This is a genomic window from Sphingopyxis sp. JAI128, from assembly GCF_014207235.1.
Classification (GTDB): domain Bacteria; phylum Pseudomonadota; class Alphaproteobacteria; order Sphingomonadales; family Sphingomonadaceae; genus Sphingopyxis.
This window is the reverse complement of the sequence record NZ_JACHDA010000002.1, coordinates 466,366-484,878: the sequence shown is the minus strand read 5'-3', so window position 1 is coordinate 484,878 and position 18,513 is coordinate 466,366. Positions and strand designations below refer to the sequence as shown.

Below are 18,513 nucleotides of genomic sequence, written 5' to 3'. Positions count from 1 at the left end.
AGCGCATGACTATTGCTGCAAACAGCCTCGACCTCATCGGCAACACGCCGCTGGTGCTGCTCAAGGGACCGAGCGAAGCGACCGGCTGCGAAATCTGGGGCAAGTGCGAATATGCCAACCCCGGCGGATCGGTGAAGGATCGCGCCGCGCTCTATATCGTCCGAGATGCCGAGGCGAACGGCAGCTTGCGGCCCGGCGGCACGATCGTCGAGGGGACGGCGGGGAACACCGGAATCGGCCTTGCGCTCGTCGGCAATGCGCTGGGCTACCGGACGATCATTGTCATGCCCGACAACCAGAGTGCCGAGAAGATGGCGACGATCCGCGCCTTGGGCGCCGAACTGGTGCTCGTTCCGCCGGCACCCTTCGCCAATCCGGGCCATTTCGTCCACACCTCACGCCGCATTGCCGAGGAAACCGACAATGCGATCTGGGCGAACCAGTTCGACAACATCGCCAACCGCAAATCGCACATTTTCGGCACGGCGGAAGAAATCTGGGCGCAGATGGACGGATGTATCGACGGCTTTACTTGCGCTGCAGGAACCGGCGGCACGATTGCCGGGACCGGGCTCGGGCTCAAGGCCAAGAATAACGACATCGTCGTCGCGCTCACCGATCCGCACGGCGCCGGCCTCTACAATTATTACCAATGCGGAGAGCTCAAGGCCGAGGGTAGCAGCGTCGCCGAAGGGATCGGCCAGAACCGCATCACCGGCAATCTCGACGGCGCGCCGATCGACACCCAATTCCGCATCTCGGATGCCGAAGGGCTTGCGGTCGTCCGCCAGCTGCTCGACGAGGAGGGGCTGTGCCTCGGCCTGTCGTCGGGGATCAATGTTGCAGGCGCGATGGCGCTGGCGCGTCGGCTCGGGCCCGGAAAGCGCATTGCAACCATCCTGTGCGACAGCGGGTTTCGCTATCTTTCGACGCTCTTCAATCCCGAATGGCTGGCGAGCAAGGGGCTTGCGGACGCTCCCGAGGAGATGCAGGCATGAAGGACATGCGGATCGACAATGGCGTGGCGCCCAAACCGGCGGTCGTCCATGCCTCCCTGCCGGTGAACGACACGATGCGGCGGTTGCAGATCGGTATTGCCGGGGTGCTGACGGTTCTGCTGCTTGTCGGCATGGCTGGGCTGATCGGTGATCGCGCGCGCCAGAATGCGGCCGCCGACGCCGCTACCGCGACCGAGGTCAAGATGCCGGGCGACGAACAGGCCAGTAGCGGCGCGCCGCTCGAGGAACTAGGCGTCCAGCCGGTGTCGCCTTCGTCGAAGGATGAAAATGCGGCAACTTCGGTAAAGGTGCCGCAGGCCGCGCCATCGTCGACCGTTCCCGATCTCGAGCCCGACCCTGCCCTTCAGCGCGCGCGCCAGTCGAAACAGTGACGGCGCCCTTGCGCGGGGCGATGCTGCGCGCTCCTGCGATTGCGATCCTGATCGTCGGGGCCGGTTGGTCGTTGGGGGGTCAGGCGCTGCTCGGCCGTATCGATCCCGCGCTTTCGCTCCCGCTCCTTGCTATGCCGATGCTCGCACTCGCATTCTGGCAGCGGCACGAGTCCGCGCCGATTCGCTGGCAAACGGCGCTTCTTTCCCTTACCTGTATGGCAGCGGCGCAGGCGCTGCTGGCTTATTTCCTTGCCGGATCGCCAGGCTGGCCGCAACTAGCCCTGATGGTGGGTGCCAGCGCGCTCGCGGCCTTCGCCGCTGATCGGCTCGTCCAGTGGCGCCCCGCCTTCCGCTTGCTGCCTTGGCTGGCCGCGCCGCTGCTCGTTGCCGGCTGGTTCGGGGTGGGGCATGGTCTGCTCGCATTTCTCTATCGCCCAGCGGTCGCTCCGGCGGGATCGCCCGCCGTCACGATCCTGACCGGCCTGCCGCTGCGCTGGTCGGGTGGCAGCGATATGGCGGCGATGATCGCTGACGGGACACAGGACGACCCGGCGCTGGCCCGGATCGAGGCGGCCGGCCCCGTCTCGCTCGTCGACAGCCTCGTCGAACACGTCCCGCCACCCGGCGGCGCGCTACTGGTCGCGCATCCGCGCGCGCTGGCGCCGCGCGAACTGATCGCGATCGATACCTTCGTGCGCGGCGGAGGCCGTGCGGTCATCCTTGCCGATGCGCTCTCGGCTTGGCCGGCGCGGCACCCGCTCGGTGACCCGCGCAATCCTCCGGTGACAAGCCTGCTCACCCCGCTCCTCGACCATTGGGATGTGGTTCTGGGCGCCGCCTCCGCCGACGAGATCGCGCCGCAGGCGGCCGACATCGGCGAAAGCCGCCTGCGCCTGTTCAGCGCGGGTCGATTTGTGCGCCTGTCGCAACAATGCCGTGCCTATGCGCAACATAGTATTCTCCAATGCCGCGTTGGGACGGGCGAGGCCTGGCTGGTCGGCGACGCCGACCTGCTCTTCGCGCCTTTGTGGCAACCTATCATTCCGGGCGCCGGCCACCTGCGGCAGGCCGATACGATGGAATGGCTAGCCGCGCACCTGTGGCCCGGAGCCGGACAGCGCATGTTCCACCCGCTGTGGATTCGCCGCCGCGCCATTTGAGTCGGGCTCCGCCCCAATTAACCCCGAAAAAATTCCGCACTGTCGCGACATCTTGCGTGCCCCGAACGCGTTTCGCTCGCCAATTCAGTCATTTTGCCGCAAATTGGGCCTAGATTCCCTATTTTACCCTAAATTACCCCTTTTCACCCCGATCTATAGTTGATACTCAGGAATCGGAGAGGGGCAATCTCCACCCGTGCCGAACCAGCCGGAATCATGCGATCCCGGGGACGGGGAAGTTTTGCCCGGTGGCGCGGATACGGGGGGCAGAGCGATGGCGATTGTGACGCCCGGCCAGTATGCAGGCACCAATTTCGCCGCGATCGATGGCAAGGGGCGCATCGCCGTTCCCTCTCAGTTCCGCAACAATGTGCCCCTCAATGCGGACGGTCAGCGCGTACTCTGGGTCGGTTTCCATGAAAAACTGCCGTGCCTCGTCGCCTATGGCCAGGATCAATATGATCGGCTGACCGGCGAGATCGAACGCGACCGGGAGACCGCGCGGCTGCGCAACCTCGATTTCGACGAGGATGGCGAGTTCAAGAAGCGTTTCAGTTATACCGAGCCCTATGCGCTCGACGACAGCGGTCGCTTCCTTCCCAGTTTCATCCACCGCGACCGCGTCGGCGATGCCGGCGCGACGGCTTTTGTGGGGTCGGGGCGGCGTCTGGAAATCTGGTGGCTGCCGACGCTCGCCGAATGTGCCGAGGCGGACCCGGTGCTCCAGCGTCTCGCTGCCTCTTGGGACGCCGCGAAAGGGAAGGGGCGCAAGTGACCGACCTTTCCCCCGACCTGCCTCGGGATCCCCGCCACGATCCGGTCCTCCGTGAAGAAGTCATCGCCGCACTCGCCATCGCCCCGGGTGAGCGCCATGTCGATGCGACCTTCGGTGCCGGAGGCTATACGCGCGCGATGCTCGCCGCGGGGGCGGAGGTTATTGCGTGCGACCGCGACCCCGACGCGATCGCCGAAGGGCAGGCGTTGGTCCAACAGGCCGGCGGCAAGCTCGCGCTGATCCACGGCCGCTTCGGCGAGATTGACCGATTGCTTGCCGAGCGCGGGATCGATGCGGTCGACGGCATCACCTTCGACATCGGCGTCTCGTCGATGCAGCTCGACCGCGACGAACGCGGCTTTTCCTTCCAGAAAGACGGCCCGCTCGACATGCGCATGGCGCAGGACGGCGAGAGTGCCGCCGACTGGCTGAACCGCGCGGACGAGGCCGAGATTGCCGACGTGCTTTTCCACTATGGCGACGAACGCCAGTCGCGCCGGGTCGCCCGCGCGATCATCGCCGCGCGTCCGCTGACGCGTACCGCCGAACTCGCGAGCGTGATCCGCAAGGCGCTGCGCCACCCGCCCGGCGCGCCCAAGGATCCGTCGACCAAAAGCTTCCAGGCGATCCGTATCCATATCAATTCGGAACTCGACGAGTTGGTCGCGGGGCTCAATGCCGCAGAACGCGTGCTGCGTCCGGGCGGTCGCCTTGCCGTGGTCAGCTTTCACAGTACCGAGGACCGGATCGTGAAAAATTTCCTGCGCGAACGCAGCGGAGGCGATGCCGCCGGTTCGCGCCACCGGCCCGCGCCCACCTCTCAGGCGCGGGCCGCAACTTTCGAGACACCGGCGCGCAAGGTGCGGCCGGGCAAGGAAGAAGAGGCGCGCAATCCGCGCGCGCGTTCGGCGACGCTGCGCAGTGCGGTTCGCACGGCGGCGCCAGCGCATTCAGCCCAAGACAAGTCAGGCAAGGAGGCAATGTCATGCTGATGGCGGCCCGCAAGCTCCAGGGGATCGGCCTGGTCCTGCTCGTGCTCATCTTTGCAATGATGCTTTATCCCGTGTCGCTGAAGGTCGCGGCGACGCGCAGCGAGTTGACGCGTATCGAGCGCGACATCGTCCGGACGCGCGACAATATCCGTTATCTCGAATCCGAACTCGCGGTCCGCGCCTCGATGCGCCAGCTCGAACAGTGGAACGCCGACACCTTCGGCTATTCGGCGCCCGACGCCGGGCAATATCTGGCGAACGAGCGCCAGCTCGCCTCGCTCGACCGGCTGCCGCGCGCGAGCGGCGCGAACGAGGTTGCGCCGGTGCTAATGGCGATGGTCTCGCCCGTCGGTACGCCCGCCGCGCCTCTCGTCGAAGCGGAAAAGCCGTCGGTCGCGAAGCCCGCCGCCAAGTCCGTCGTGCTGGCGCAGGCCGAAAGCGCGATCCGCAGCGATACCCCACTGCGCATGGCACCGACGCGCCGCCGCGAACAGCTCAGGATGATCGAAGATCAATTGCTCGCCGAATCCACGCTCGCCGACCTCAAGCGCGCGGCGGCGGCCGAGGCGGCGGGAGGAGCGTCCGGCCGATGAACACGCTGGTCGTCCGTCCGACCCGGGTTCGTACCGCTGGTGTGCGGCAGCAGATATTGCTGACCGCGCAGCAGCGTTTGATGATCTTGATGCTGCTGTTCGCGGCGGCCTTTTTGGTTGTGTCGGTCCGCCTTCTCTATTTTGCGCTGTTCGATACGGCGGCAGGCAATCGCGCCGCCACGGCTTTCGTTCCCGCACGCGCCGATATCGTCGATCGCAACGGTGTTCCGCTCGCACGGACGATCGATGGCTATTCGATCCGCGTGGTCCCCTCGAAACTGCTCAACGACCGGCAATATCTGGCCGACGAATTGCACAAGATTTTTCCCGACACACCGCGCGAGGATCTGCTCGCCAGACTGAGCGGGCCGCGTCCGACCTATATCCGCCGTCGTGCGCTGCCCGACCAGGTCGCGGCGGTGAACGCGATCGGCGACGTTGGTTTCGATTTCCCGCGTGAAAAGGAGCGCCTCTATCCGCAGTCGACGCTTGCCGCACATGTGCTCGGCTTTACCAACGCCGAAGGCCATGGCGTCACCGGCGTGGAGGGGGCTTTCGACCAGCGCCTGATCGACAAGGCGACGCGCGGCGATCCGCTCACACTGTCAATCGACGCGCGCGTGCAGGGCGTGCTCGAAAGCGAATTAAGCGCCGCGGTCGCCAACCTCGAGGCAATCGGCGGCGCCGGCGTGATTCTCGATGTCCATACGGGCGAAGTCGCGGCAATGACCTCGCTCCCGACCTTCAATCCGAACAAGCTCGCGGGCAGCGACCCGACGACGCGCCGCAACTCGGTCACCTACAATCTCTATGAACTCGGCTCGACCTTCAAGCCGCTGTCGATCGGCGCCGCGATCGACGACGGCGTGGTGACCAACATGGCGCGTCGCTATGACGCGACGGCGCCGCTGCCGATCGCGGGTTTTCGCATCCGCGACAGCCATCCGGGTCGCTGGTACAATGTGCCTGAAACGCTGATCGAAAGTTCGAACATCGCGACCGCGCGCATCGCCGACGAACTCGGCCGTGAAAATCTGGAACGGCTCTTTCGCAATCTCGATTTCGACAAGCGGGCGCAAATCGACCTCAAGGAGCGCGCCTTTCCGCTCTGGCCGAAAAACTGGGGCCGGGTCACGACGATGACGACCAGCTATGGTCACGGCATCGCGGTGACGCCGCTCCACCTCGCCAGCGCATACGCTGCGCTCGTCAACGGCGGCATCTATCGTCCCGCAACGATGCTGAGGCTCGGCGACAAGGCGCCGCCGCAGGGGCGCCGGGTGTTCAAGGCGGCGACCAGCGCGCGGATGCGCCAGCTCCTTCGCCTGATCGTTTCCGACGGCACTGGGAAGCAGGCCGATGCTCCGGGTTTCCGCGTCGGCGGGAAGACCGGGTCCGCCGAAAAGCCCGGGGCGGGCGGCTATCGCCGCCATTCGCTCGTTTCGACCTTCGCGGCGGCTTTCCCGATGGACAATCCGCGCTATGTCGTGCTCGTGATGATCGACGAGCCCAAGGGCAATGCCTATAGCTCGGGGCAGCGCACGGCGGGCTGGACCGCGGCGCCGGTGGTGCGCAAGGTCGTGACGCGCGCCGGCCCGATGCTCGGCGTGTTTCCCGACGAAAGTCGCGATGTCGACGTGTCCGAACTGACCCCGCTGCTGCGTAAAGGCGAGGAAGCGCACTGATGCGTCTCGCCGCGCTGCTCGAGGATCAGGCGCTGGAGGGCAGCGATCCCGTTGTGACGGGACTCGCGATCGACCATCGCAAGGTCGCGCCGGGCACCATCTTCGGCGCCTTTGCCGGCGAAAAATTCAACGGCGAGGATTTCATTGCCCCAGCGGTCGAGGCAGGCGCGGTCGCGGTGGTCGCGCGCCCGGAAGCGAAAGTGGCGGGTGCCGTGCACATAGCCGACGCCAATCCGCGCCGCGCCTTTGCACATATCGCTGCGCGTTTTTTTCACCGCTTTCCCGCAACCTGCGTTGCGGTGACGGGCACCAACGGCAAGACGTCGACCGTCGAAATGACGCGGCAGCTGTGGCGGATGGCGGGGTTCAACGCCGCGTCGATCGGTACGCTCGGTATCACGACGTCGCAGGACAGCGCCTCGACGGGCCTCACCACCCCCGATATCGTCACCTTTCTGTCGAACATGTCGGGGCTTGCCGCCGAAGGGATGACCCACGCTGCGTTCGAGGCCTCCAGTCATGGGCTCGATCAGTATCGAACCGAGGGGCTGCCGGTGAAGGCGGCCGCTTTCACCAATTTGAGTCACGATCATCTCGATTATCATGGCACGATGGAGGCCTATCTCGCCGCCAAGTTGCGGCTCTTTTCGGAGGTGCTCGAACCCGGTGGGACAGCCGTCGTCTGGGCCGACGACGAATATTCTGCGCCGGTAATCGCTGCGGTTCGGACGCGCGGCCACCGGCTGCTGACCGTCGGTGCCGGCGGGGAAGCGCTGCGTCTCGTTTCGCGGGAGCCGACCCAACTTGGCCAATCGCTCGTCATCGCAGCTGGCGACCTCACGCAAAAAGTGAATCTGCCGCTGATTGGCGCTTATCAGGTCTCCAACGCGCTCGTGTCCGCGGGCCTTGTGATCGCGACCGGCGGCGATGTCGCGCACACGCTCGGCAATCTCGCGCGGCTCCAGCCGGTACGCGGCCGGCTCGAACGCGCGGCGATCGCCCGGACGGGCGCGCCCGTCTATGTCGATTATGCCCATACGCCCGATGCGATCGAGGCCGCGCTCGACGCGCTGCGCCCGCATGCGAGCGGCCGGCTGATCCTCGTTTTCGGCGCGGGCGGCGACCGCGATCAGGCGAAGCGCCCCGAAATGGGCAAGATCGCGGCGACCAAGGCCGATTTGCTGTTTATCACCGACGACAATCCGCGCGGCGAAGATCCCGTTGCCATCCGTAACGCCATCGCCGCTGCCGCGCCCGGGGCAGAGGTGATCGGCGACCGCCGCGCGGCGATCTCCGCCGCCATCGCCGCCGCCGGCGCAGGCGATATCGTCTGCATCGCGGGCAAGGGACACGAGCAGGGCCAGATCGTCGGCCGGGGCGATGCGATGCGCGTCATCCCCTTCGACGATGTGACCGTCGCGCGCGAGGAGGCAGCATGAACCCGCTGTGGACCGCGCGCGCCATCGCTGCTGCCACGGGGGGCACCGCAAGCGCCGACTTCACCCTGCAGGGGGTCGCTTTCGACTCGCGCGAAGTGACGAAAGGAGATCTGTTCATCGCGATGAAGGGCGAGGTCGCCGACGGCCACGCCTTCATCGATAAGGCGATTGCCGCCGGTGCCGCCGGGATCGTGTGCGAAACCGCGATCGACCATCCGCACGTGCGCGTCGCCAACAGCGCCGACGCGCTGAACGCGCTCGGCATCGCAGCGCGCGCGCGCAGCCATGGCCGCATCATCGGCGTCACCGGCTCGGCAGGCAAGACGGGGACGAAGGAGGCGCTGTTCGCGGCGCTCGACCGCTTTCGCCCCGGCAAGGCGCACCGGTCGGTCAAAAGTTACAACAACCATGTTGGGGTGCCGCTCAGCCTCGCGCGCATGCCCTCGACCGCCGATTATGGCATCTTCGAAATGGGGATGAACCATGCCGGCGAACTCGCGGGGCTGACGCGCATCGTGCGGCCGCACGTTGCCATCGTCACCACCATCGCGCCCGCGCACATGGAATTTTTCGGCAGCGAAGAAGCGATCGCCGATGCCAAGGGCGAGATTTTCGAAGGGCTGGAACCCGGCGGCACTGCGATCGTGCCATTCGACAGCCCGCATTACGGGCGCCTCCGCGCCAAGGCCGAACGCCATGCGGCCCATATCGTCAGCTTCGGGCTGAATGAGGGCGCCGACGTGCGCGCGGCCGACTGGCTGCCCGACGGGCAGGGCGGCTCGCTCGTCACCGCGCAGGTACAGGATTCGCTGCTCTGCTTTACGATCGCACAGGGCGGCGCGCACTGGGTCGCCAATTCGCTTGCGGTGCTTGCCGCGGTGAAGGCGGTTGGCGGCGACCTGCCGGCGGCGGGCCTGGCCTTCGCCGAAATGGGCGGGCTTGCCGGTCGCGGCGCGCGCCACCGCGTCGCGGTGCCCGGCGGCCATATCCTCGTCATCGACGAAAGCTATAATGCCAACCCTGCGTCGATGGCGGCCACCATTGGCCAGCTCGGCACCGAATCCGCGGACCGCAAGATCGCGATTCTGGGGGCGATGAAGGAACTGGGGCCCGGCAGCGAAGCCTATCACGCGGGTCTCGCGGCTCCGCTCGTCGCGGCGAGGGTGCAATTCGCCCTGCTTGTCGGCGACGAGATGGCGCCGCTCGCCAAAGCGCTTGAGGGGCGCATCGATTTCGAGCATGTGCCCGCCCACTCGGCCGCGACGGCGCGGCTCAAGGACGTGATCCGTCCGGGCGACGCCGTGCTGGTCAAGGGGTCGAACAGCGTCGGCCTGTCGCATGTCGTTACGGCGCTGATGAGCGGGGAATATTGATGTTATACTGGCTGGCGGAATGGCTTGGCTTTCCGGGGGCGCTCAACCTCATTCGCTATCTGAGCTTCCGTTCGGGCGCTGCGGTTGCGACCGCGCTGATCCTCGGTCTGTGGATCGGGCCGCGCTTCATCCTGATGCTGCGCATGCGGCAGGGGAAGGGGCAGCCGATCCGCGACGACGGCCCGCAAAGCCACCTGGCGAAAAAGGGCACGCCGACGATGGGGGGGTTGATGATCCTCATTTCGCTGATGATCTCCGCACTGTTGTGGATGGATTTGTCCAACCGTTTCGTGTGGGCGTGCATTTTCGTCACCGGCGGCTTTGCCGCGGTCGGCTTCCTCGACGATCTCGACAAGGTGACCAAGGCCAGCCATCGCGGCATTCCCGGGCGTGTGCGCCTGCTCGTCGAATTCCTGATCGCGGGCGTCGCGGTGCTGCTGATCGTCTCGCGCACCGGCACCGACCTTTACCTGCCCTTCTTCAGCGGCATCGTGATTCCTTTGGGACCGCTCTATTATGTGTTCGCGATGATATTGATCGTCGGCTTCGGCAACGCGGTGAACCTGACCGACGGGCTCGACGGCCTCGCGACTTTTCCGGTGATCATCGCCAGCCTGACCTTCCTCGTCATCGTCTATCTGTCGGGCAACGTGAAATTCGCCGAATATCTGGGCATCCCGCACGTTCCCGGCGCGGGCGAGCTGGCGGTGTTCGCCGCCGCGATCATCGGCGCCTGCCTTGCCTTCCTGTGGTTCAATGCGCCCCCCGCCGCCGTCTTCATGGGCGATACGGGCAGCCTTGCGCTCGGCGGCGCGCTCGCGACGATCGCGGTGACCGCGCAGCATGAGCTGGTCCTCGTCCTTGTCGGCGGGCTGTTCGTGGTCGAGGCGCTGTCGGTGATCATCCAGGTCTTCTGGTACAAGCGCACCGGCAAGCGCGTCTTTCGCATGGCGCCGATCCACCATCATTTCGAGCAATTGGGCTGGCCCGAATCGACCGTCGTCATCCGTTTCTGGATCGTCTCGATCGTCCTCGCGCTGGCAGGGCTCGCGACCTTGAAGCTGCGGTGATCACCTCGCGCGCCTTTGCTGGCCGCCGCTATGCGGTGCTGGGACTGGCGCGCTCGGGGCTCGCGACGGTCGAGGCGTTGATTGCGAGCGGCGCGGGGGTCACGGCGTGGGACGATCGCGAGGGCGCGCGCGACGACGCGATGGCGCTCGGCGCCGATATCGGCGATCCGCTCGAAATCGACCTTGTCGGCTTCGCGGGGGTCGTCGTCTCTCCCGGCGTGCCGCTGAACCGGCATCCGATCGCCGCGCACGCCAAGGATGCCCATGTCCCGGTCATCGGCGACATCGAACTCTTTGCCGAGGCGCGGGGCGAACTGCCGCCGCACAAGGTCGTCGGCATCACCGGCACCAACGGCAAGTCGACCGTGACCGCACTCGTCGCCCATATGCTCGAAAGCGCCGGTATCCCGGCGCTGATGGGTGGCAACATCGGCCTGCCGATCCTGTCGCGCGATCCGCTTCCCGAACATGGCGTCTATGTGCTCGAACTGTCGAGTTACCAGATCGACCTCGCGCACAGCCTTGCCTGCGACATCGCGGTGCTCACCAACATCAGCCCCGACCATCTCGACCGCTACGACGGCTTCGCCGGCTATGCCGCGTCGAAGGCGCGCCTGTTCAGCCTCCAGCACCGCGACCAAGTCGCGATCGTCGCGGTCGACGACGACCCGTCGAAGATGATCGCGGGGCGCATCAATCATCGGCTCCATCGCGTCTCGGCAAAGGATATCGATCCCCCCGATCAAGCGCGCTGGCCCGCGTTGCAAGGGCCGCACAATGCGCAGAATGCCGTCTGCGCGATCGCGGTGTGCCGTGTCCTGGGGCTGGACGACGAGCAGATCGAACGCGGCCTCGCGACCTACACGTCGCTGCCGCACCGCATGGAATTGGTCGGCGAAGCCGATGGTGTCCGCTGGTACAATGACAGCAAGGCCACCAACGCGGCTTCCGCTGCACCGGCGCTGGCGGCATTCCCGCCGGCGCCGGACCAGCGTATCCACTGGATCGCCGGCGGACAGGCAAAGGGCGACGGGCTGGCCGCGTGCCGGCCCTGGTTCGGCCATGTCAAACGCGCCTATCTGATCGGCGAGGCGATGGAAGACTTCGCGACCGAGATCGGCGATGCGATCGCGGTGGAGCGTTCGGGGGACATGGCGACGGCGGTGAAACAGGCGGCGGCAGCGGCGAGGCCGGGTGACATCGTCCTGCTGTCGCCCGCCTGCGCCTCGTTCGACCAGTATAAGGATTATGAACAGCGCGGCGATGCGTTCCGCACGCTCGTACAGGCGCTTGGCATATGATGGCACCCAATCTCCGTTCGCGTTCGACGAAGTCGAGACGCCTATCGGTCGTCCACGCCTTCGGCGCATCTCGACTTCGCTCGATGCGAGCGGGAAGAGGGCGGGGCGTTTTGAATTCGGGATTCGGGACATGAGCGGGGGGATGGACAATATGGACACCGCAAACGAACGCCCGGTGATCGCCACGACGCGCACGACCAAACGCCGCGGCCCGCGCCTCAGCCGCGCCGACCGCACGCCGCTGGGCCTGTGGTTCTGGGAAATCGATCGCGTGCTGCTGCTGCTCGTTTCGATCCTCGTCGCGGTCGGGCTGGTCGCGGTCGCGGCGGCGTCGCCCGTTGCGGCGCAGAAACTGTCGACCACGACCGCTTCGCTCGACCCGCTCTATTATTTTTACCGCCAGCTGATGTGGGTGGTCGTCGGCGTGCCGGTGATGCTGATGGTATCGATGCTGCCCAAGCCGCAGGCCCGCCGCTTCGCGATTTACGGCACGATCCTTTTCCTGGCGCTCCTCTTCCTGGTGCCGCTCGTCGGTACCTCGGTGAACGGCGCGCAGCGCTGGCTTGGCAGCGGCGTGTTCCGGCTTCAGCCGTCGGAATTTCTGAAACCCTTCTTCGCGGTGTCGCTCGCGTGGATATTGTCGCTGCGCCTGCACGACCAGAGCCTGCCCGTCGTGCCGCTCGCCGCCGCGCTCACCGGCGTCATCGCGCTGCTGCTGATGAGCCAGCCCGACCTTGGGCAGACGATCATCTTCGCCGCAACCTGGTTCGTGCTCGTGCTCGTCGCCGGCCTGTCGATGCGGATCATGGGCATGCTCGCGGGTTCGGGCGTCGCGGGGATCATCCTTGCCTATTTCTTCTACCCGGTCGCGCAGCAGCGCATCAACATCTGGCTGTTTGCCGAAGGCGACAGCTTCCAGGTCGATAAGGCGCATGCAACGCTGACCGCGGGCGGGCTGATCGGCACTGGTCCCGGCGCGGGGCTCGCCAAATTCCAGCTGCCCGAAGCGCACACCGACTATATCTTCTCGGTCATCGGCGAAGAATTCGGGATGATCGCGTGCATCGCGATCGCGATCCTCTATCTTGCGATCATCGTGCGCGTCCTCGTCCGCCTGCTCGACGAGGAAGACAGCTTCCTGATCCTGGCCGTCGCGGGGCTGATCGCGCAGTTCGGCGGCCAGGCGGTGATCAACATGGCGGTGAACACGCAAATCTTTCCGTCGAAAGGGATGACCTTGCCCTTCATCAGCTATGGCGGCTCGTCCTTCATCGCGCTGTCGATCGGCATGGGTTTGCTCTTGTCGCTGACCCGGCGAAACCCCTATGCCGCTCGGGTATCGATGACCCGAAACTGGAACAAGAAATGACCGCAACCCGCCACTTCCTTCTCGCCGCCGGCGGGACGGGGGGACATATGCTGCCCGCTTACGCCCTCGCGAGCGAGTTGATCGCGCGCGGCCACCGCGTCGCGCTGGTCAGCGACGACCGCGGGCTGAAGATTCCGGGCGCGCCCGCCGAGATGGAAACGCATGTCCTTCCCGCGGGCCGGATCCACGGCGGCCCCGTCGGCTGGCTGAAGGCGGCGCTCGCGATTCGCAAGGGGCGCCGCATGGCGATCGACCTGATCGACGAATTCGATCCCGCGGTCGTCGTCGGTTTCGGCGGCTATCCGTCGCTGCCCAGCCTGCTCGCGGCGGGCGCGACGAAACGGCCGCGCGTGCTCCACGAACAGAACGCCGTGCTTGGCCGCGTCAACCGGATGATGGCGCCGCGCGTCGATGCGGTCGCGGTCGCATACCATAATATCCAGCGCTATCCCGCCGGACACGAACTCAAAAAACATATCACCGGCAACCCGGTGCGCGACGAGATCGTCGCGATCCGCGAAGACGGTTTCCCGCCCTTGCCCGAGGACGGCATCTTTCGCTTGCTCGTCGTCGGAGGCAGCCTCGGCGCCACGGTGCTAAGCGACGTGGTCCCCGCCGCGATCGCGATGCTGCCGCGCGCGCTGCTCGACCGGTTGCAGGTCGTCCAGCAATGCCGCGAGGATGATATCGAAGCGGTGCGTGCCAGATATGCCGAGCTGGGCGTTGCCGCCGAATGCGCGCCCTATATCAAGGATTTCCCCGAGCGTTTGCGCTGGGCGCATATGGTGATCGCGCGCGCGGGCGCATCGACCGTCGCCGAACTCGCCTGCGCGGGTCGCCCGGCGATCTTCGTGCCCTATCCGCACGCCATGGACGATCACCAGACCTATAATGTCGTCGATCTTGTCGAAGCGGGCGGGGCGATTGCGTTCCAGCAGCCCGATTTCACGCCCGCCGAGGTGGCGAAGCATATCCAGCGGATGGCGCTCGAGCCCGGCGCGATCGAAGAAGCGGCCGAGCGAGCGGCAGGTTGCGGCCTGCCTGACGCAACGCGCGACCTGGCCGACCTCGTCGAATCGCTCGTCGCGCCGCCGATGATGGATGTCATCCGCGTCGGTGCCCCGTCGGGCCAGCGTGCCGCCGCAAGCGGCATGGCCTCGGCCCGCACGGGAGACAAATGATGCGCGGCGTTGCGACCGACATCGGCACCATCCATTTCATCGGCATCGGCGGCATCGGCATGTCGGGCATCGCCGAAGTGATGCACAATCTGGGCTATCGGGTGCAGGGCAGCGACATTGCCGACTCCTATGTCGTCGAAGGCTTGCGGGGGCGCGGGATCAAGGTTGCGATCGGGCATGAGGCGTCGAACGTCGATGGCGTCGCGGTCGTCGTCACCTCGACCGCGGTCAAGCGCGGCAATCCCGAAGTCGAGGCCGCGCTCGCGCACCGCATCCCGCTCGTCCGCCGCGCCGAAATGCTCGCCGAGCTGATGCGCCTCAAATCGACCGTCGCGATCGCCGGCACGCACGGCAAGACGACGACGACCAGCCTCGTCGCCGCCTTGCTCGACGCGGGCGGCATCGACCCGACCGTGATCAATGGCGGCATCATCAACAATTACGGCTCGAACGCGCGCCTCGGCGCCAGCGACTGGATGGTGGTCGAGGCCGACGAGAGCGACGGCAGCTTCCTGCGCCTCGACGGCACGATCGCGGTCGTCACCAACATCGATCCCGAACATCTCGACCATTATGGCAGTTTCGACGCGATCAAGGACGCCTTCGTCGAGTTCATCGAGAATGTGCCCTTCTATGGCGCGGCGATGCTCTGCCTCGACCATCCCGAGGTGCAGGCGATCATCCCGCGCATCCGCGACCGGCGCATCGTGACCTACGGCTTCTCGGCGCAGGCCGACGTGCGCGGCACCAATGTGACGCCCGGCCCCGACGGCAACCACTTCGACGTCGTCGTGCGCGACCGCGACGGCAACAGCCGGACGATCGAGGGCATCCATTTGCCGATGTCGGGGCGGCACAATGTCCAGAATGCGCTCGCGGCGATTGCTGTGGCGCTGCACATGGGCGTTTCGGACGAGAAGATCGCATCGGGCTTCAACGGCTTCGCCGGGGTCAAACGCCGCTTCACCAAGGTCGGCGAGATTGCGGTCGACGGCGGCGTCGTCACGGTGATCGACGATTACGCCCACCACCCGGTCGAAATTCGTGCCGTGTTATCGGCGGCGCGCGAGGGCGTCGGCGCCGGGCGCGTCGTCGGTGTCGTGCAGCCGCACCGCTTCACACGACTCCGCGATCATATGGACGATTTCCAGCAGGCGTTTAACGACGCCGACATGGTGCTCGCGCTGCCCGTCTATGCCGCGGGCGAGAGTGCGATCGAGGGCGTGTCGTCGGACGCGCTGGCGCAGGGGTTGCGCGATCGCGGGCATCGCCATGCCTCGACCGTCGCCGACGCCGATGCGCTTGCCGCGAGCCTCGCCGCGAGCATCGGGGCGGGCGAACTTGGCGCGGGCGACGTGATCATCTGCCTCGGCGCGGGCGATATTACCAAGATGGCGGCGGGTCTGGCGGCAGCGGTGGAGGCGGCATGAGCGCTGCCGAAACCCTCCCTGCCGTGCGCGGCAAACTGACCGCCAACGCGCCGCTGGCGCCGCTTGTCTGGTTCAAGTCGGGCGGGCCCGCCGACTGGCTGTTCGAGCCCAAGGACGCGGGCGACCTCGCCGATTTCCTGCGCGACCTCGATCTCGCAATCCCGGTGATGGCACTCGGGCTCGGATCGAACCTGATCGTCCGCGACGGCGGCTTTCCCGGCGTCGTCGTCCGGCTGGGCAAGGCTTTCGCCATGGTCGAGGCGATCGACGCGACGATGCTGCGCTGCGGCGGCGGCGCGTCGGGCATCCTCGTTTCCTCGACGGCGCGCGACGCAGGCATCGCGGGCATGGAATTCCTGCGCTCGATCCCCGGCACCGTCGGCGGTTTCGTGCGCATGAACGGCGGCGCCTATGGCGGCGAGGTCAAGGATATATTGATCGATTGCGACGTCGTGCTGCGTTCGGGTGAACGGCGGACGCTGGCACTCGCCGACTTGGGCTACACCTATCGCCACAGCGAATTGCCCGAGGGCGCCGTGGTGATCGGCGCCACCTTCCGCGGTCGCCCCGGCGAGCCCGCGACGATCCAGGCCGAAATGGACCGCATCTCGGCGAGCCGCGAGGCGTCGCAGCCTTTGCGTTCGAAGACGGGCGGATCGACCTTCAAGAATCCCGACGGGCACAAGGCTTGGGCTCTCGTCGACGAGGCCGGTTGCCGCGGCTTCGCGGTCGGCGGCGCGCTGGTCAGCGAGAAGCACACGAATTTCCTCATCAACACCGGTCAGGCGACGAGCGCCGACATCGAGGCGCTCGGCGAGGAAGTCCGCCGCCGGGTGAAGGCGAAGAGCGGCATCGAACTGCAGTGGGAGATTCAGCGCGTGGGAGTGGCGAAGTGAGCCGGGGTCCGTGGCATGTCGCCGTCCTGATGGGCGGCTGGTCGGCCGAACGCGAGGTGTCGCTGATGAGCGGCAATGGCGTTGCGGACGCGCTCGAATCGCGCGGGCATCGGGTGACGCGGATCGACATGGACCGCGACGTCGCGCTGCGGCTGGCCGAGGCGAAGCCCGATGTTGTGTTCAATGCGCTTCACGGTGTCCCGGGCGAGGACGGGACGGTGCAGGGCATGCTCGACCTGATGGGCCTGAAATATACGCACAGCGGGCTGGTCACCTCGGTGATCGCGATCGACAAGGAATTGACGAAGCAGGCGCTGGTGCCGCATGGTGTGCCCATGCCGACGGGGACGATGGTCGACAGCGAAAGCCTGTTTTCAGTCGACCCGTTGCCGCGTCCCTATGTGCTGAAGCCCGTCAACGAAGGATCGTCGGTCGGCGTCGCGATCGTCAAGGACGACAGCAATTACGGCAACCCGATCGCGCGCGAGGCGGTGGGGCCGTGGCAGGAGTTCGACCGCCTGCTCGCCGAACCCTTCATCAAGGGGCGCGAGTTGACGGTGGCGGTGCTCGGCGACCAGGCGCTCGCGGTCACCGAGCTGCGCGTGAAGTCGGGTTTCTACGATTATGATGCCAAATATACCGAGGGTTTGACGGAGCATGTCTGCCCCGCCGACGTCCCCGATGACGTCGCGCAGCGGATGAAGGATCTGGCGCTGCAATCGCACCGCCTGCTCGGCTGCAAGGGTGCGTCGCGTTCGGACTTTCGCTGGGACGACGAACATGGCCTCGCGGGCATCTTCCTGCTCGAGGTCAACACCCAGCCCGGCATGACGCCGCTTAGCCTGGTGCCCGAACAGGCGCGCGCCGTCGGCATGGATTATGCCGAACTCGTCGAACGCATCGTGGGGGAAGCGTTATTATGAGCAAGACCCAGATCAAGCGCGGGAAGGCGCCGCCGCGGCGGCCCGCTCGCGCGCCGAAGAAACGGCGCAAGGTCCAGCAGTCGCGGCTCGACGCGATCATCAACGCGCTGCCGGTCAGCCCGCAGCGGCTTCAGAAAATCGCGAACTGGACGGTGGGGCTCGGCCTGTGCGCGGTCGTCGCCATCGCGGCGCACGCGACCGGCGTGACGGCAAAGATCCATGAAGAATATGCGCAGGCGGTGGGCCGCGCGGGTTTTCAGGTCAAGAAGGTCGAGGTCGTCGGCGCCGACCGCATCGATCGGCTGAAAGTCTATGACATCGCGCTCGCGCAGAAGGACCGCTCGATGGCGGCGGTCGACCTCGAGGATGTGCGCGGCGACCTGATGAAATATGGCTGGATCAAGGATGCGCGCGTGTCGCGCCGCCTGCCCGACACGCTTGTCGTCGACATTGTCGAACGCACCCCGGCCGCGATCTGGCAGCATTCGGGCAAGCTGTCGTTGATCGACGAAAAGGGTGTCGTCCTCGAACCCGTCACCGTCGCCACGATGCCCGACCTGCCGCTCGTCATCGGGCCGAACGCCAACCAGCGCTCGCAAGACCTCGACCGCCTGCTCGCCGAAGCGAACAGCCTCAAGGAATTGCTCGCGGGCGCGACCTGGGTCGGCAATCGCCGCTGGGACCTGCGTTTCCGCAGCGGCGAAACGCTGTCGCTGCCCGAAGGCGAGGTGCAGGCAAAGGCCGCGCTCGCCAAATTCGCGCATATGGACGGCGCCAACCGGCTGCTCGGCCGCGGCATTTTGCGCTTCGACATGCGCGATCCCGACCGTTTCGTGCTGCGCCTGCCGCACGAGGGGCAGGTGGCGCCCGCCAAACTCGACGATGCGCGTGCGGCGGCGGATGCGGTCGCCGCCCGCCAGTCGAACGAGGGCTAGC

17 protein-coding genes are annotated in these 18,513 nt (G+C 66.4%); all 17 read left to right on the top strand.

The features are described 5' to 3' along the window. Window positions 1-5: 5 nt before the first annotated feature. The 17 genes from HDC35_RS06295 (at window position 6) to HDC35_RS06215 (ending at window position 18,512) form a co-directional block, all read left to right on the top strand. A complete protein-coding gene (locus HDC35_RS06295) occupies window positions 6-998 on the top strand; it encodes a cysteine synthase A (RefSeq protein ID WP_184644761.1) in 993 nt (330 codons plus the stop codon). After that, complete coding sequence (locus tag HDC35_RS06290) at window positions 995-1,390, top strand: hypothetical protein (RefSeq protein ID WP_260397561.1); 396 nt, start codon at window positions 995-997, stop codon at window positions 1,388-1,390. Before HDC35_RS06295 ends, HDC35_RS06290 begins: the two co-directional genes overlap by 4 nt. A 20-nt stretch (window positions 1,391-1,410) precedes the next feature. Beyond that, window positions 1,411-2,550, top strand: coding sequence for a GldG family protein (locus HDC35_RS06285; protein ID WP_260397560.1), 1,140 nt, complete (start codon window positions 1,411-1,413; stop codon window positions 2,548-2,550). Between the two features lie 274 nt (window positions 2,551-2,824). After that, the gene (locus HDC35_RS06280) at window positions 2,825-3,325 is read left to right on the top strand and encodes a division/cell wall cluster transcriptional repressor MraZ (RefSeq protein WP_184644759.1); all 501 of its coding nucleotides are present in this window, start codon (window positions 2,825-2,827) and stop codon (window positions 3,323-3,325) included. Further along, window positions 3,322-4,317 (top strand): 16S rRNA (cytosine(1402)-N(4))-methyltransferase RsmH, encoded by a 996-nt coding sequence (gene rsmH, locus HDC35_RS06275; RefSeq protein WP_311770724.1) that lies wholly within the window; start codon window positions 3,322-3,324, stop codon window positions 4,315-4,317. Before HDC35_RS06280 ends, rsmH begins: the two co-directional genes overlap by 4 nt. Next, entirely contained in the window at window positions 4,311-4,910 is a 600-nt protein-coding gene (locus HDC35_RS06270; protein WP_184644757.1) for a hypothetical protein, read from the top strand. The genes rsmH and HDC35_RS06270 overlap by 7 nt, the downstream gene beginning before the upstream one ends. Next, window positions 4,907-6,595 carry a penicillin-binding protein 2 gene (locus HDC35_RS06265; RefSeq protein ID WP_184644755.1) on the top strand — a complete coding sequence of 563 codons (1,689 nt, stop codon included), beginning with the start codon at window positions 4,907-4,909 and terminating at the stop codon, window positions 6,593-6,595. Before HDC35_RS06270 ends, HDC35_RS06265 begins: the two co-directional genes overlap by 4 nt. Next, window positions 6,595-8,034, top strand: a complete 1,440-nt coding sequence (locus HDC35_RS06260; RefSeq protein ID WP_184644754.1) for a UDP-N-acetylmuramoyl-L-alanyl-D-glutamate--2,6-diaminopimelate ligase — start codon at window positions 6,595-6,597, stop codon at window positions 8,032-8,034. The genes HDC35_RS06265 and HDC35_RS06260 overlap by 1 nt, the downstream gene beginning before the upstream one ends. Then, window positions 8,031-9,407, top strand: coding sequence for a UDP-N-acetylmuramoyl-tripeptide--D-alanyl-D-alanine ligase (gene murF / locus HDC35_RS06255; protein WP_184644752.1), 1,377 nt, complete (start codon window positions 8,031-8,033; stop codon window positions 9,405-9,407). The genes HDC35_RS06260 and murF overlap by 4 nt, the downstream gene beginning before the upstream one ends. Further along, window positions 9,407-10,477, top strand: coding sequence for a phospho-N-acetylmuramoyl-pentapeptide-transferase (mraY, locus tag HDC35_RS06250; RefSeq protein WP_058804841.1), 1,071 nt, complete (start codon window positions 9,407-9,409; stop codon window positions 10,475-10,477). The genes murF and mraY overlap by 1 nt, the downstream gene beginning before the upstream one ends. Next, the gene (gene murD, locus HDC35_RS06245) at window positions 10,474-11,778 is read left to right on the top strand and encodes a UDP-N-acetylmuramoyl-L-alanine--D-glutamate ligase (protein WP_184644750.1); all 1,305 of its coding nucleotides are present in this window, start codon (window positions 10,474-10,476) and stop codon (window positions 11,776-11,778) included. Before mraY ends, murD begins: the two co-directional genes overlap by 4 nt. 130 nt (window positions 11,779-11,908) lie before the next feature. Beyond that, window positions 11,909-13,147 (top strand): FtsW/RodA/SpoVE family cell cycle protein, encoded by a 1,239-nt coding sequence (locus HDC35_RS06240; RefSeq protein ID WP_184644748.1) that lies wholly within the window; start codon window positions 11,909-11,911, stop codon window positions 13,145-13,147. Further along, the gene (gene murG / locus HDC35_RS06235) at window positions 13,144-14,328 is read left to right on the top strand and encodes an undecaprenyldiphospho-muramoylpentapeptide beta-N-acetylglucosaminyltransferase (RefSeq protein WP_184644746.1); all 1,185 of its coding nucleotides are present in this window, start codon (window positions 13,144-13,146) and stop codon (window positions 14,326-14,328) included. The genes HDC35_RS06240 and murG overlap by 4 nt, the downstream gene beginning before the upstream one ends. Then, window positions 14,328-15,758 (top strand): UDP-N-acetylmuramate--L-alanine ligase, encoded by a 1,431-nt coding sequence (gene murC / locus HDC35_RS06230; RefSeq protein ID WP_184645237.1) that lies wholly within the window; start codon window positions 14,328-14,330, stop codon window positions 15,756-15,758. Before murG ends, murC begins: the two co-directional genes overlap by 1 nt. Next, on the top strand, window positions 15,755-16,654 hold the full coding sequence (gene murB / locus HDC35_RS06225) for a UDP-N-acetylmuramate dehydrogenase (protein WP_184644744.1): 900 nt from the start codon (window positions 15,755-15,757) through the stop codon (window positions 16,652-16,654). The genes murC and murB overlap by 4 nt, the downstream gene beginning before the upstream one ends. After that, entirely contained in the window at window positions 16,651-17,577 is a 927-nt protein-coding gene (locus tag HDC35_RS06220; protein WP_184644742.1) for a D-alanine--D-alanine ligase, read from the top strand. Before murB ends, HDC35_RS06220 begins: the two co-directional genes overlap by 4 nt. Further along, window positions 17,574-18,512 (top strand): cell division protein FtsQ/DivIB, encoded by a 939-nt coding sequence (locus HDC35_RS06215; protein WP_184644740.1) that lies wholly within the window; start codon window positions 17,574-17,576, stop codon window positions 18,510-18,512. Before HDC35_RS06220 ends, HDC35_RS06215 begins: the two co-directional genes overlap by 4 nt. The last annotated feature ends 1 nt before the right edge of the window (window position 18,513 follow it).

Excerpts from the sequence above, each read along its gene's own strand:
- mraY (WP_058804841.1), top strand. The coding sequence starts at position 9,407 with ATGTTATACTGGCTGGCGGAATGGCTTGGCTTTCCGGGGGCGCTCAAC.
- HDC35_RS06265 (WP_184644755.1), top strand. The coding sequence starts at position 4,907 with ATGAACACGCTGGTCGTCCGTCCGACCCGGGTTCGTACCGCTGGTGTG.
- HDC35_RS06270 (WP_184644757.1), top strand. The coding sequence starts at position 4,311 with ATGCTGATGGCGGCCCGCAAGCTCCAGGGGATCGGCCTGGTCCTGCTC.
- murB (WP_184644744.1), top strand. The coding sequence starts at position 15,755 with ATGAGCGCTGCCGAAACCCTCCCTGCCGTGCGCGGCAAACTGACCGCC.
- HDC35_RS06290 (WP_260397561.1), top strand. The coding sequence starts at position 995 with ATGAAGGACATGCGGATCGACAATGGCGTGGCGCCCAAACCGGCGGTC.
- HDC35_RS06260 (WP_184644754.1), top strand. The coding sequence starts at position 6,595 with ATGCGTCTCGCCGCGCTGCTCGAGGATCAGGCGCTGGAGGGCAGCGAT.
- murG (WP_184644746.1), top strand. The coding sequence starts at position 13,144 with ATGACCGCAACCCGCCACTTCCTTCTCGCCGCCGGCGGGACGGGGGGA.
- HDC35_RS06215 (WP_184644740.1), top strand. The coding sequence starts at position 17,574 with ATGAGCAAGACCCAGATCAAGCGCGGGAAGGCGCCGCCGCGGCGGCCC.
- murF (WP_184644752.1), top strand. The coding sequence starts at position 8,031 with ATGAACCCGCTGTGGACCGCGCGCGCCATCGCTGCTGCCACGGGGGGC.
- HDC35_RS06285 (WP_260397560.1), top strand. The coding sequence starts at position 1,411 with ATGCTGCGCGCTCCTGCGATTGCGATCCTGATCGTCGGGGCCGGTTGG.
- HDC35_RS06280 (WP_184644759.1), top strand. The coding sequence starts at position 2,825 with ATGGCGATTGTGACGCCCGGCCAGTATGCAGGCACCAATTTCGCCGCG.
- HDC35_RS06295 (WP_184644761.1), top strand. The coding sequence starts at position 6 with ATGACTATTGCTGCAAACAGCCTCGACCTCATCGGCAACACGCCGCTG.
- murC (WP_184645237.1), top strand. The coding sequence starts at position 14,328 with ATGCGCGGCGTTGCGACCGACATCGGCACCATCCATTTCATCGGCATC.
- HDC35_RS06240 (WP_184644748.1), top strand. The coding sequence starts at position 11,909 with ATGAGCGGGGGGATGGACAATATGGACACCGCAAACGAACGCCCGGTG.